Genomic DNA, 12,553 nt, shown 5'->3' on the forward strand with positions numbered 1-12,553 from the left:
CATGGAGCCATAAAAACAAGTGGTATCGGTCATGAGCAAAGCAGACGCTTTCATCCAGGCAGGCAAGACAGCCGTGCTGCAGAACATTCACGGCACGATGCAATTCCTGCAAAAATTCCCACCATTCAATCAGATGGAAAACGCCCATCTCGCCTATCTGGTTGAACAGTGCCAGCTGCGTTTCTACGCTACGGATGAGAGCATCATCAAGCCTGGCGATGGGCCAGTAGAGCACTTTTACATCGTCAAACAGGGCCGCGTGGTCGGGGAACGCCCGCATTCGGCCAAGGGCGGCACCGAAACCACCTTCGAAATCACGACCGGCGAATGTTTCCCACTGGCAGCGCTTCTGGGCGAACGCGCCACACGCACCGAACATCTGGCGGCCGAGGACACGTTCTGCCTGCAACTGAACAAACAAGCCTTTATCAAGCTGTTCGCCCTCTCCAGCACCTTCCGCGACTTCGCCCTGCGCGGCGTCAGCAGCTTGCTCGAACAGGTGAATCAGCAAGTAAAGCAGAAGGCGGTGGAAACACTCGGCACTCAATATTCCTTGAACACGCGACTGGGCGAACTGGCGATGCGTCATCCGGTGATCTGCGCGCCAGACACCCCGCTGCGTGAGGCCGTGAAGCTCATGGACGAGCAGCAAGTGGGCAGTATCGTGATCGTCGACGAGGCGAAGGCGCCATTGGGGATTTTTACCCTGCGCGATTTGCGACAAGTGGTCGCCGACGTAAACGCGGACTTCGGGCAACCCATCAGCCACAGCATGATTCAGTCGCCCTTCTATTTAAGTCCTGACGCCAGCGCGTTCGATGCGGCGATTGCGATGACCGAGCGACACATCGCCCATGTCTGTCTGGTAAAGGACCAACGCCTGTGCGGCGTGGTGTCCGAGCGTGACCTGTTTTCTCTGCAACGGGTCGATCTCGTGCACCTGGCGCGCACCATCCGAAACGCCCCGCGCATCGATTCACTGAGCAACATGCGCGGCGACATCGTGCAGTTGGTGGACCGCATGCTGGCGCACGGCGCGTCATCGACGCAGATCACCCAGATCATCACGCTGCTCAACGACCATATGGTCTGCCGGGTCATCGAGCTGACGCTGGAAGAGAAAGGCGATCCCGGCATACCGTTCAGCTGGCTGTGTTTTGGCAGCGAAGGCCGACGTGAGCAGACCCTTTACACCGATCAGGACAACGGCATTATTTTCGAGGCCAAAGATGCCGCCCAAGCCGCCGAGATCCGAGGTCGTCTGCTGCCCATTGCCGAGCGCATCAACCAAGGCCTGGCGCTGTGCGGCTTCGCGCTGTGCAAGGGCGGGATCATGGCCAGCAATCCTGAGCTGTGCCTGTCACGCATCGAGTGGGCGCGGCGCTTCAGTGCGTTCATTCGTGAGGCGACTCCGGAAAACCTGCTGTCTTCCAGCATCTACTTCGACCTGCGAGTCGTCTGGGGCGATGAAAGCGGTGGCGAGCAATTGCGCCAGAGCATCCTGGCCCAAGTCGCGGACAACCGACTGTTTCAGCGCATGATGGCCGACAACGCTCTGCGTCAACGCCCGCCTGTGGGGCGTTTTAAGGATTTTGTGGTGGCGCGCAAAGGCAGCGAGAAAGACACGCTGGACCTCAAGACCCAAGGTCTGACGCCGTTCGTCGACGGCGCCCGGCTGCTTGCACTCGCCAACGGGGTAGCGGCGAATAACACCCTTGAACGGCTGCGCCAACTGGTGGCCCAAGACGTCATCGACCCGCTGGACGGCGCGGCCTATGAAGAGGCCTATCACTTCATTCAGCAGACTCGCATGCAGCAACACCAGCAGCAGAGCCGACAAAACCTGCCGTATTCCAACCGGATCGACCCGGACGTGCTCAATCATCTGGATCGACGAATCCTGCGGGAGTCGTTTCGTCAGGCCCAACGCCTGCAATCCAGCCTGACCTTGCGTTATCAACTTTAAGCGACCGATCGATGAACCTGTTTCAGTGGCTCAAACCCGCCAAACGCGCCAAAGCCCCCGAGCTGACCGCCGAACAAGTGCAACGCCTGAGCGAGCTGCCCCGCACAGCGACGCTCAGCGAGCAACCGCTGCGACAGCAACGCTGGGTGGTGCTGGATCTGGAAACCAGCGGCTTGAACATGAACCGCGACGACGTGCTGTCCATTGGCGCGGTGGTGATCGAGGACGGTGCGATTGATCTGGGCCAGCAGTTCGAACGTACGCTGTCCCGACCCGATCACAAGTTGAGTCCCAGCGTACTGATTCACGGCTTGGGACCGAGTGCCATTGCGGCAGGCAGCGAGCCGGTGGAGGCATTGCTGGATTTCATGGCGTTCGTCGGTGATAGCCCATTACTGGCGTTTCATGCCCCCTTCGATCAGCACATGATTGGCCGAGCCTTGAAGGAAAGCCTGGGCTACAAGCTGCAACACCCGTTTCTGGACGTCGCCGAGATCGCGCCGCTGTTATTTCCTCAGGCGTGCTTGCGTCAGGCAGGGCTGGATGACTGGACCGCATTTTTTGGGCTGCACGCCGAAGAGCGTCATCACGCCAGTGCCGACGCGTTGGTGACGGCGGAATTGGCGCTGATACTGTTCAGCCATGCGCGCAAGCAAGGGATGGACAGCCCGCTGCAACTGGAGCAAGACCTGGCCAAATGGCGGCGTCGGCAGCAGTCGCATTCGTTTTAAAGCGCGAATGTGCTATCGCGAGTACACCGAATCACCTTGTGGGAGCGAATTGATTCGCGATGCGCGAGTACATCCGACGGAGATTTATGGATGTACCGACCTCTCGCGAATGAATTCGCTCTCACAGGCTGCATTAGCGTCCATACAAGGCAATCCCCTACAAAACCTGTCGCAGGTTCCTACAGCAACCGTTCAGCTCATTCCGATGAGCGCCAATTGCCAGCACTCTTCCGCTCTGACACAATCGCGAATAATTCTCGTTAGTTACTTTGTTCTCTTCGGTGCCTACGTGTCGTCATTCCAAAGTCCTCAACACCAGCTTGTCGGAACGCTCTATCGCGACCATCGCAGCTGGTTGCTGGCTTGGCTGAAACGTAACGTTGCCTGCCCACACCGCGCCGAAGATCTGAGTCAGGACACCTTCATTCGCCTCTTGGGCCGCGAAAATCTGGATGCGCCACGGGAACCCAGGGCTTTTCTGGTGCAAGTGGCCAAAGGACTGCTGTTCGACTATTTCCGTCGCGCGGCACTGGAGCAGGCCTATCTCAGTGAGTTGATGCTGATCCCCGAAGCCGAGCGGCCTTCCCTCGAAGAGCAGCAACTGATCCTGGAAGACCTGAAAGCCATCGACCGCATGCTGGGTACGTTGTCCAGCAAGGCGCGAGCGGCGTTTCTGTATAACCGTCTGGATGGCTTGAGCCACGCCGAAATAGCCGACAAAATTGGCGTTTCCGTGCCTCGCGTACGTCAGTATCTGGCCCAGGGCATGCGCCAGTGCTACGTCGCCCTTTATGGCGAGCCGACATGAGCATCACCACCCGTCCCGTCTCTTCCAAAGTGCTCGATGCTGCAATTGCCTGGCAACTGTGCCTGGATTGCGGCGAAGGCAGCGAAGCCGAGCGCGAAGAGTTCGCCAAGTGGTACGCCTCCAGCGAGGAGCATGCCCGCGCGTGGATGCAACTGGGGATGGTCGATCAGCGCTTTATCGGCACGACCGGGCCTGCCCGTTCCGCGCTGATGCGCTCCCGCGAAGGTGCAGGGCGGCAGATGCGCAAACTGGGCCGTGGCGTGGCCGGGTTCGCCTTGGCACTCGGGCTGACCCTGTTCCTGGGTGACCGATTCCTGCCGATGAGTTATTGGCTGGCCGACCAGCGCACCGCAACCGGCGAACAACGCACCATTCGCCTGTCGGACAACACCCTGATCCGGCTCAACACGCACAGCGCGCTGGACGTGAAATTCGACGCCAGGCAACGTCGGGTCATTCTTCAGGAAGGCGAAATTTTCGTCGAAACCGGCAGCCACGAAGACCCAAGGCCATTCATCGTTGAAACCGACGAAGGACAGATGCGCGCGCTGGGAACGAAATTTCTGGTCAAACGCCAGGACGACGGTACGCTGCTGAGCGTGTTGCAATCGGCTGTCGCTGCGCACCCACAGGCCAGCGGCACCGAAATGATTCTGAATGAGGGCCAGCAAATGCTGATCCAGCGCCATAGCCTGGGGCCGATGGTTGCGCTGGAACCGGGGGCCGACGCATGGCTGCGTGGGATGCTGGTGGTGGACAACGCGCCGCTCAAGGACGTTATCGCGGAACTGAGCCGTTATCGCTCGGGTTATCTGGGGGTGGCTTCGGATGTCGCGGACCTTCGTATTACCGGCAGTTTCCCGCTGAACAACACTGATCTGGCCCTCAAGGCACTCATGCCGACCCTGCCAGTGGCCATCGAAGAGCGCACCCATTGGTGGGTGACCGTGATCGCGAGCGATGCCAAGCAGACGCGCAAGTTGTAGCAACACCGCAATCTGCGTTTGCCCGCAGAATCAGCAAAGAATCGTGCCAAATTGTAAATCTAAATTATTTTCGATTCGGCTCTATCACTTTTCAGATCTCGTTCGGCACATAGGCATTGAGAACAATTCTACTCAGGAGCCGCCCATGTCCCGCACGCTTCAAACTCTCCTGCGACCGAGCCTGCTGGCCGTCGCTGTCGCCCTCGCCACGCCGCTGGCAAGTACCCAACTGCTGGCCGCCTCGCAGGCCTCCAGCGTTCGTGCTTACAACCTGCCTGCTGCGCCGCTGTCCACCACGCTGACCCAGATCGCCAGCCAGGCCGGCATCGCCCTGTCGCTGGATCCGTCGCTGGCAGCGGGCCGTACGTCGGCGCCGGTTCAGGGCCAGTTCGACGCACCGGGCGCCATGGCCCAGGCACTACGCGGCACCGGGCTGCAACTGAGCCAGACCACGGCGGGTACTTACAGTCTGATCGCAGCACCGGAAGGCGTGATGGCGCTGCCGGAGACCAGCATTCAGGGGCGTCAGGACAATTTTGAGAGCGCGTGGGGGCCGGTGGAGGGTTACACCGCAACGCGTACGGCTGCCGGGACCAAAACAGATACCGCGCTGGTTGAAGCGCCTCGTTCTATCTCCGTCGCGACTCGCCAACAGATGCAAGATCGTGGCGTACAGAACCTTGATGATGCCGTGCGCTACATGCCGGGCATCGTCGCGAGCAGCTACGGTAGCGATACTCGCGCTGACTGGCTTCGGGTGCGCGGCTTCGAACCCACTCAATTCCTGGACGGCTTGCCACTGGCAAAAGGCGTTTACGCAAATCCGAAACTCGAAACCTGGGATCTGGATCGCGTAGCCCTTCTACGCGGCCCTGCTTCTTCTGTATACGGCCAGACTCCGCCGGGTGGTTTGCTAGACATGGTCAGCCGTCGCCCTCAGGCCGAAGCTAGCCATGAAGTAGAGCTGCAGTACGGCAGCGACAACCACCGACAAATCAGCTTCGACAGCACTGGCAAAATCGATGACGCGGACAATTTCGAATACCGCGTTAGTGGTGTGGTCCGTGACAGCGGCACACAGATCGACCATATCGACAACAAGCGCTACAACATCGCGCCAAGCCTGACCTGGAACATCGATCCTGATACCAAGCTGACGTTCCTCAGTCAGTTCACTCGCGACGATACCGGCATCACCAGCCAGTTCCGCCCAGTACAGGGCACTCGAATCCACATGCCGTTTGGCGAGATTTCGCATCACAAAAATCTCGGCGATCCTGATTGGGAATACTACGACCGCACCTATTACGCGCTGGGGTATGCGTTCGAACATCGTATCAACGACACGTGGCAGTTCCGCCAGAATCTGCGATACACAAAGTCTGATCTATCGTTCCAGGCCATCACGCCAGGTGCCTACCCGTTCACTCAAGTCGACGATCAAGGCAATTTGGCCTCTCGTAGCACCACCAGCACTGACGAAGATATTTCCCAATTCGCCGTTGATAACAACCTGCAAGGCAACTTCAACACAGGTGAAATCGCTCATACATTGTTGCTGGGGCTTGACCATCAACGTCTGAACACCAACTACACGTCGATCTTCGGCACAGCGCCGGGAATCAACGTCAATAACCCGGTTTACGGGTTACCGATCACTCGCCCTGCTCGTTCGACAGCGTTCTATGACTACGACCAGAAGTCTTATCAAACCGGTCTCTATGTTCAGGATCAAATGGCTCTGGACCACTGGCGCCTGACCTTGGGTGGTCGCGAAGACTGGGTACACACAGGTACTAAGTTCTTCAACCGTGGCGATGCAACGAATACCGAACGCGACAAGCAATTCAGCGGAAACGCAGCGATCAGCTATGTCTTCGATTCTGGCTTCGTCCCTTATCTGTCCTACGCCGAGTCGTTCCAGCCAACGAGTAACGCTACCGCGTCTCCGACCGACTCTTTCAAGCCAACCGAAGGAAAGCAATGGGAATTGGGGATCAAATATCAGCCGCCAGGTTCCAACACCCTGCTCAGCGCTGCGATTTATGACCTGACGCAGAAAAACGTATCGGTAACGACCACCAACAGCGACAACGTCGCGATTACCAGCCAGACCGGCGAAGTGAAAGTCAAAGGTCTGGAGTTGGAAGCTGTTTCTGACGTTACTGACAACCTGAAGGTGATCGCCTCCTACACCTTGGCAAAATCTGAAGTCCAGAAAGGCGATTACAAAGGCAATCGCCTGCAACTGATGCCTGACCAACAGGCTTCCCTGTGGACCGATTACACCTGGCATCAAGGTGCACTGGATGGCTTTGGTATTGGCGGCGGCGTGCGTTACACCGGTAACACCTACGGCGACCAAGCCAACACCTATCTGGGCAAAGCTTACGCCTACACCGTGTTTGACGCTGCCGTACATTACGACTTGGGCCGCGTGATCAACACGCTCAAAGGCACTACCGTTGCAGTCAAGGCGACCAACCTGTTCGACAAAGACTACATTTCCACTTGCGACAGCTTCTACTGCTACTACGGCGACCAGCGTAGCGTCGTGGCCAGCGTGAACTACAAATGGTAATCGCTTAGAATCACCCAGCTGAAAAACAAGGGCCGCTCGCAACAGCGGCCTTTTTGCTTTCGCTCAACCCGGTACCCGCACCATGAAGAGCCAAACCATTCGCCGTTGGTCGTTCATCCACACGTGGAGCAGCCTGATCTGCACGCTGTTTTTGCTGATGCTGGCCATCACCGGTCTGCCGTTGGTGTTCCACCACGAGATCGATCATCTGCTCGGCGACGCCCCGGAAATCAAGGAGATGCCCGCCGATACGCCGCGTATGGACCTTCAGCAATTGGTGAAAGCTGCCGAGGCCCATCGTCCGGGAGAGGTCGTTCAGTACTTCGGTTGGGATGAAGACGAACCCAACGGCATGTACGCCTTCATGGGCAAAACTGCAGGGGGCGATCCGAACGACACCCACACGTTCATGCTCGATTCACGCACCGGCGAAGCTGTGGAAACGCCTTCGGCGAACGGCGGTTTCATGATGGTGATGCTGCGTTTGCACGTGGATATGTACGCCGGGTTGCCTGGAAAGCTGCTTTTGGCCTTTATGGGCCTGTTGTTTGTGTTAGCAATTATTTCTGGCGTGGTGCTTTACGCACCGTTCATGCGCCGACTGGATTTCGCCACTGTACGCCCGAACAAATCGACCCGCGTGCGCTGGCTCGACCTGCATAACCTGATCGGCGTCGTCACCCTGACCTGGGCGTTCGTCGTCGGCTTGACCGGCGTGCTCAATGCCTGTGCAGACCTGGTGATCGCGCAGTGGCGCAACGATGCCTTGGCGGCGATGGTTGCGCCTTATCACGACGCCCCACCCCTGACTGAGCATGCCCCGGCGACTCGCCTGCTGGACATCGCCAAAGCCACCGTGCCAGGCACCGAGCCTTCGTTCATTGCCTTCCCCGGCTCGCGCTTTTCCAGCGAACACCACTACGCAGTCTTCATGAAAGGCAGCACCCACCTGACGTCGCACCTGCTGACGCCGGTGTTGATCGACGCAAAAGACCTGAGCGTTACCGCCATCGTCAGCAGCCCGTGGTACATGGACGCATTGCTGCTGTCGCAACCCCTGCACTTTGGTGATTACGGTGGCATGCCAATGAAGATTCTGTGGGGCGTTCTCGACGTGCTGACCATCATCGTGCTCGGCAGCGGCCTGTACCTGTGGTGGGTCCGGCGGCGCGCGGCCGCAACGGTGAATGTTCGCCAGGCGGTGGAGGCGGCATGACTCGACACAAGAAGCACTCGGCGTTCTGGAAGACCTTCGCCAAACCGATCTGGATTGCCGCGTTGACCGCTGCGGGCCTGTTCGCGGCGCTGCTGGGTGATGGTGCCTGGGATGTCTTGTCGTGGATCGGCATGGGCATTCCAGCGTGGTTGAGCATCAAGGGGCTGATGATTCGACGCAGGACTTGAGGTGTTCACGCTTACTGTGGGGGGACATTACCGTGTGGGAGCCGGCTTGCTGGCGAAGGCGATCTGTCAGTGAGTCCACCGATGACTGACCCACCGTTTTCGCCAGCAAGCCGGCTCCCACAATGAATTCATCAGCCCACAGAACACCGCTTATTGCATGGCGAAGTGCCGCTGACTAGTCTAATGGCCAGTCCGATCAGAGGAATGTCCATGTCTGCTCCCAGCATGACGCTGTATTACAACGCCGCTTCGCCGTTCGCACGCAAGGTGCTGATTCTGCTTCACGAAACCGGCCAGACAGCGCGAGTTGACCTCAAGCCAGTGACCGTTACGCCAGTCAAGCCCGATGCGCAGGTCTGTCGCGACAACCCGTGCGGCAAGATCCCGGCACTGCGACTGGCACACGACAATGTGATTCACGACAGCCGGGTGATTCTCGACTATCTCGATCATCAGCACGTCGGCAATCCCTTGATCCCTCGGGAGGGCTCCGCACGCTGGAGACGCCTGACGCTGGCCTCGCTGGCGGATGCCGTACTCGATGCTGCCGTTCTGATTCGCTACGAGACGTTTCTGCGCCCCGAGGAGAAGCGCTGGGCTGACTGGATCGACAATCAGGGCGAGAAGATCTTCCGCTCGCTGTCCTATTTCGAAACGGAAGCGGTGACCGAACTCAGCTCCAACTTCGATATTGCCTCGATCAGCCTGGCCTCGGCGCTGGGCTATCTGGATTTTCGTCAGCCGAATCTGGGCTGGCGCAGTAGCTTTCCGCGGCTGGCCAGCTGGTATTACGAAGTCAGTCAGCGGCCGTCGATGAAAGAGACGCTGCCGTCGGTTTGACAGGCGTCAGCGTCCTTAGGGGCGCGTTTGCCCCGTCCTAGCATTGGGCGTAAAGCCGGAACGGTCCGGATATCAGGCCCGCACGTCAATCAGCCTGTCAGCACTCAGGCTTGTCCGCGGTGTAGCGGCGTGCCGGGTTCACTGCCGCGCCAAACTCACGCAAGGCCTTGGCGCCGATGAGCAACGGGTAGTTGAAGTGGCTGCGATCTACCAGGTTGACCTCGACAGTGCGCTTCACGTCGCCCAGGCACAGCTCCAGATCCACCACGGGGCGTTTGGTCGGGTCGACCGGCTCGTCGTCATCCTCGCCGTCGGAACGGCCCTTGATGCGGCTGATGCGCGAGACCTTGTGCTCGTACACCTTGTTGTCAGCATCCTTGGTGGCCAGACGGAAACGCACCCAGTCATCGCCATCGCGCTTGAACATCTCGATGTCTTTGGCCGACAACGACGCGGTGAGTGCGCCAGTGTCCATCTTGGCCTTGAAGGTCTCACCGAATTCGGAGACCTGAATGTACTCGTAGCGACCGTAGATCGTCGGTTCGGCGGCCATGACAGGCAGCGCAAGCAGGGACAGAAGCGCCAGAAGGGATTTCACGTAACAGATTCCTCTCTATGAGTGGGGCGTTGCACGAGCCCGATTTTAGACCGCAACTTTGCGCATCGTTCGCTTACAAAGAAAGAACCTCAGCGTACATGTAACTGAGTGAAACATTTGTCGACGACAGTTGGATTTGGCTCCGATGGCCCGGCTGCTTATCATTGCCGCCCCTTTACCGACCACGAGTGATTTATGCGTCACCTGCTCACCGGAATCGCCGTCACACTGCTGTTGCTACTCAACACCCTGGCGCTGTTCGGGCCGCTGATGGTCTTTGCGCTGCTCAAACTGGTGTTCCAGAGCGAAATGCGTGATCGCTGTTCATGGGCGGTGATGTGGATTGCCGAGACGTGGATCGAAATCAACAAGCTGATCTTCAAGCTGTGCATCCCCACGCGCTGGGAGATCAAGGGGCATGAAGGCCTGCGCGCAGACACATCCTATCTGGTGATCAGCAACCACCAATCCTGGGTCGACATCCCGGCCTTGGTCCAAGCGCTGAACCGCCGCACACCGTTCTTCAAATTCTTTCTAAAAAAAGAACTGATCTGGGTGCCATTTCTGGGTCTGGCCTGGTGGGCGCTCGACTATCCCTTCATGAAACGCTACACCAAGACGTTTCTGGCCAAGCACCCAGAACTGAAAGGCAAGGACCTGGAAATCACCCGCCAGGCCTGCGAGCTGTACAAACGCCAGCCCGTGACGGTCGTGAACTATCTGGAGGGTACGCGCTTCACTCCCGTCAAACACGATGAACAGGCGTCGCCCTATCGTTATCTGCTCAAACCCAAGGCGGGTGGCGTGGCCTTCGTGCTGGCGGCGATGGGTGAACAACTGGATGCCGTGCTGGACGTGACGGTGGTGTACCCCGGCGAGCGCATTCCCGGATTTTGGGACCTGATTTCGGGTCAGGTGCCCCGCGTGATCATCGACATCAAGACCCGCGAACTCGAACCTGCGCTGTGGCAGGGCGATTACGAGAATGACCCGGCCTTTCGGGAATACGTGCAGGAATGGGTGAATCGGTTGTGGGTGGAGAAGGATGAGCGGATTGCGGTGCTGCGGGGAGGCTCACAGCAAGCTTGAAGATCACTGTCGAACGTGTGGGAGCCGGCTCGCTGGCGAAGGCGGCACACCAGACACATTGATGTCATCTGACACAATGCATTCGCCACCTAGGCGGCTCCCACAACGTCCGCGTGAGTCAGTGGTGCTTACTTCGCGCCCCAGACACTGCTCAAGGCCGACAGCGCCGAATCATTCGCGCCCTGCTGCCCCAGATATTGCAGGATCACCGGTACGAACTGACCCACCATGCCGCTGTCCATGCCCAGCGCGCTGAAGGCCTTGTTGACATCGCCCATGCTCTGCACGTTGCCCAGCGCGTTGTTGACCGCCGACTGACTACCAGAGTTGCCGAGCATGCCGCCCAGCCCGCCCAGACTACCGAGCGCCGACGTGCCGGACAGTTGATCAAGCCCCGGCACCGACTGGCTCAATTGCGAGAAGTCGTTACTGGAGAGTTTGTTCTTCGCCAGCCCCAGCAATGCGCCCGTCCCGCCTACGGCTTGTTGCGGGGTCACGTTCAGTTGGGAGCCCAGCGTGTTGAGCAGACCTGCTGCTTCAGGCGCAGCGGTGGCTTTCTGCTGACCACCAGTTGCGTTGGAAACCGCGTTGGCCGCGTCGTTGAGATTGAAAGCGAATACCGGGCTTGCGGCCAGCGCCATCAGCATCGTCAGAGCCGCGCCGCGAGTGATTTTCTGTGCGACCTTTATTGAAACGTTCATTTGCACCCACCTCACTTTCCAGCTCACATTCCAGAAACACCGGCCATGGCCGGATAAACACGCGTTGGACCGTGGCCCGAAAAGAAGTTCAAACGAGCCGATGTCCGACGCGCTCACGAAGATTCAGGGTATTCCCGCATCCATCAGCCGTTGCGGCTCGAAGACCCTCGCCAATTGCCGCGTCCACAACGCAGAGCCCGCATTGACCGGTGGACGCTTGCTGAACGCTTTGGCGAACCGCTCTCCGCTGCGCAGTTTTTCAAGCAATGTTGTCAGACGAAACCCTCCTTGGTGATCCCGCTCCCAATACAAAGGCGCACTGAAATACCGCACCTGCGTCACAAGCTCCGGCGACTGGCTGACGCCCTGCAAATGCTGAGACCACGTTCGATTTAGCTGACCCATGGGCATCTGGCTGACACGTTGCGCTTGAAGCGCGGATGGCGGCAGTCGTGCATGCGTGATCAGAGAGAACCCCGACAACCAGGGAGACCACAGGTGAGAAGCACCACTGACAAAGCATTCGCCAGGCGCAAAGTCTGCCTCGCAGTCTTCACGCTCCCGATAGGCTGGGGCAATGCGCACGTGTTGCCGATACGCCGAGCGGTAACCTGCCTGGCACACTCGCGTCGGCACACCTGCCCACATGCACGCGTTGGCGTTTTCGAAAAATACCGTGGAAGTGATCCAGCGTTGCGCGCCTGGCTCAACATCCGTATTCGCCAACGCCCCCGGCAATGCCATTAGCCCTGTCACAGCACCCACCCAAAAAGGTGCTTTCAACATCCCTAGCAACATCTGCGTCCTGCCCCAGAAAAAACCGGGCGGACAAATAACACGCTCCCCACC

At 58.8% G+C, this 12,553-nt stretch carries 12 protein-coding genes; 9 read left to right on the forward strand and 3 right to left on the reverse strand.

Annotated elements, in window-relative coordinates; all coding sequences use genetic code 11:
- Positions 1–31: 31 nt before the first annotated feature.
- The 8 genes from ACI2KB_RS18365 to ACI2KB_RS18400 all read left to right on the forward strand — a co-directional run bounded on the left by ACI2KB_RS18365 (position 32) and on the right by ACI2KB_RS18400 (position 9,316).
- Positions 32–1,966 (forward strand): putative nucleotidyltransferase substrate binding domain-containing protein, encoded by a 1,935-nt coding sequence (locus tag ACI2KB_RS18365; RefSeq protein ID WP_404636617.1) that lies wholly within the window; start codon positions 32–34, stop codon positions 1,964–1,966.
- A gap of 11 nt (positions 1,967–1,977) precedes the next feature.
- A complete protein-coding gene (locus ACI2KB_RS18370; RefSeq protein WP_404636618.1) occupies positions 1,978–2,697 on the forward strand; it encodes a PolC-type DNA polymerase III in 720 nt (239 codons plus the stop codon).
- 289 nt (positions 2,698–2,986) lie between these two features.
- Complete coding sequence (locus ACI2KB_RS18375) at positions 2,987–3,505, forward strand: RNA polymerase sigma factor (protein ID WP_404636619.1); 519 nt, start codon at positions 2,987–2,989, stop codon at positions 3,503–3,505.
- Between the two features lie 2 nt (positions 3,506–3,507).
- A complete protein-coding gene (locus ACI2KB_RS18380; RefSeq protein ID WP_404637008.1) occupies positions 3,508–4,491 on the forward strand; it encodes a FecR domain-containing protein in 984 nt (327 codons plus the stop codon).
- 145 nt (positions 4,492–4,636) lie between these two features.
- Positions 4,637–7,072 (forward strand): TonB-dependent siderophore receptor, encoded by a 2,436-nt coding sequence (locus tag ACI2KB_RS18385; protein WP_404636620.1) that lies wholly within the window; start codon positions 4,637–4,639, stop codon positions 7,070–7,072.
- A gap of 82 nt (positions 7,073–7,154) precedes the next feature.
- The gene (locus ACI2KB_RS18390; protein WP_404636621.1) at positions 7,155–8,288 is read left to right on the forward strand and encodes a PepSY-associated TM helix domain-containing protein; all 1,134 of its coding nucleotides are present in this window, start codon (positions 7,155–7,157) and stop codon (positions 8,286–8,288) included.
- Positions 8,285–8,476, forward strand: coding sequence for a hypothetical protein (locus ACI2KB_RS18395; protein ID WP_404636622.1), 192 nt, complete (start codon positions 8,285–8,287; stop codon positions 8,474–8,476). Before ACI2KB_RS18390 ends, ACI2KB_RS18395 begins: the two co-directional genes overlap by 4 nt.
- Positions 8,477–8,686: 210 nt before the next feature.
- Positions 8,687–9,316 (forward strand): glutathione S-transferase family protein, encoded by a 630-nt coding sequence (locus ACI2KB_RS18400; RefSeq protein ID WP_404636623.1) that lies wholly within the window; start codon positions 8,687–8,689, stop codon positions 9,314–9,316.
- Between the two features lie 97 nt (positions 9,317–9,413).
- On the opposite strand, the gene ACI2KB_RS18405 is transcribed toward ACI2KB_RS18400, so the two are convergent.
- Positions 9,414–9,914 (reverse strand): ATP-dependent zinc protease, encoded by a 501-nt coding sequence (locus tag ACI2KB_RS18405; protein WP_404636624.1) that lies wholly within the window; start codon positions 9,912–9,914, stop codon positions 9,414–9,416.
- 195 nt (positions 9,915–10,109) lie between these two features.
- Here ACI2KB_RS18405 and ACI2KB_RS18410 point away from each other — a divergent pair, with 195 nt between their 5' ends.
- Positions 10,110–11,003 (forward strand): acyltransferase, encoded by an 894-nt coding sequence (locus ACI2KB_RS18410; protein WP_404636625.1) that lies wholly within the window; start codon positions 10,110–10,112, stop codon positions 11,001–11,003.
- Between the two features lie 128 nt (positions 11,004–11,131).
- Here the strand turns inward: ACI2KB_RS18410 and ACI2KB_RS18415 are convergent, their stop codons facing one another.
- Together ACI2KB_RS18415 and ACI2KB_RS18420 are read right to left on the reverse strand one after the other, a co-directional pair.
- Complete coding sequence (locus ACI2KB_RS18415) at positions 11,132–11,704, reverse strand: DUF2780 domain-containing protein (RefSeq protein ID WP_404636626.1); 573 nt, start codon at positions 11,702–11,704, stop codon at positions 11,132–11,134.
- A 123-nt stretch (positions 11,705–11,827) separates the two neighbouring features.
- Positions 11,828–12,490, reverse strand: a complete 663-nt coding sequence (locus ACI2KB_RS18420) for a DUF1190 domain-containing protein (protein ID WP_404636627.1) — start codon at positions 12,488–12,490, stop codon at positions 11,828–11,830.
- Positions 12,491–12,553: the final 63 nt, after the last annotated feature.

The sequence above is a fragment of the Pseudomonas sp. NPDC088444 genome (genome assembly GCF_044900175.1).
GTDB lineage: Bacteria > Pseudomonadota > Gammaproteobacteria > Pseudomonadales > Pseudomonadaceae > Aquipseudomonas.

Excerpts from the sequence above, each read along its gene's own strand:
- ACI2KB_RS18400 (WP_404636623.1), top strand. The coding sequence starts at position 8,687 with ATGTCTGCTCCCAGCATGACGCTGTATTACAACGCCGCTTCGCCGTTC.
- ACI2KB_RS18395 (WP_404636622.1), top strand. The coding sequence starts at position 8,285 with ATGACTCGACACAAGAAGCACTCGGCGTTCTGGAAGACCTTCGCCAAA.
- ACI2KB_RS18415 (WP_404636626.1), bottom strand. The coding sequence starts at position 11,704 with ATGAACGTTTCAATAAAGGTCGCACAGAAAATCACTCGCGGCGCGGCT.
- ACI2KB_RS18420 (WP_404636627.1), bottom strand. The coding sequence starts at position 12,490 with ATGTTGAAAGCACCTTTTTGGGTGGGTGCTGTGACAGGGCTAATGGCA.
- ACI2KB_RS18370 (WP_404636618.1), top strand. The coding sequence starts at position 1,978 with ATGAACCTGTTTCAGTGGCTCAAACCCGCCAAACGCGCCAAAGCCCCC.
- ACI2KB_RS18365 (WP_404636617.1), top strand. The coding sequence starts at position 32 with ATGAGCAAAGCAGACGCTTTCATCCAGGCAGGCAAGACAGCCGTGCTG.
- ACI2KB_RS18410 (WP_404636625.1), top strand. The coding sequence starts at position 10,110 with ATGCGTCACCTGCTCACCGGAATCGCCGTCACACTGCTGTTGCTACTC.
- ACI2KB_RS18390 (WP_404636621.1), top strand. The coding sequence starts at position 7,155 with ATGAAGAGCCAAACCATTCGCCGTTGGTCGTTCATCCACACGTGGAGC.
- ACI2KB_RS18385 (WP_404636620.1), top strand. The coding sequence starts at position 4,637 with ATGTCCCGCACGCTTCAAACTCTCCTGCGACCGAGCCTGCTGGCCGTC.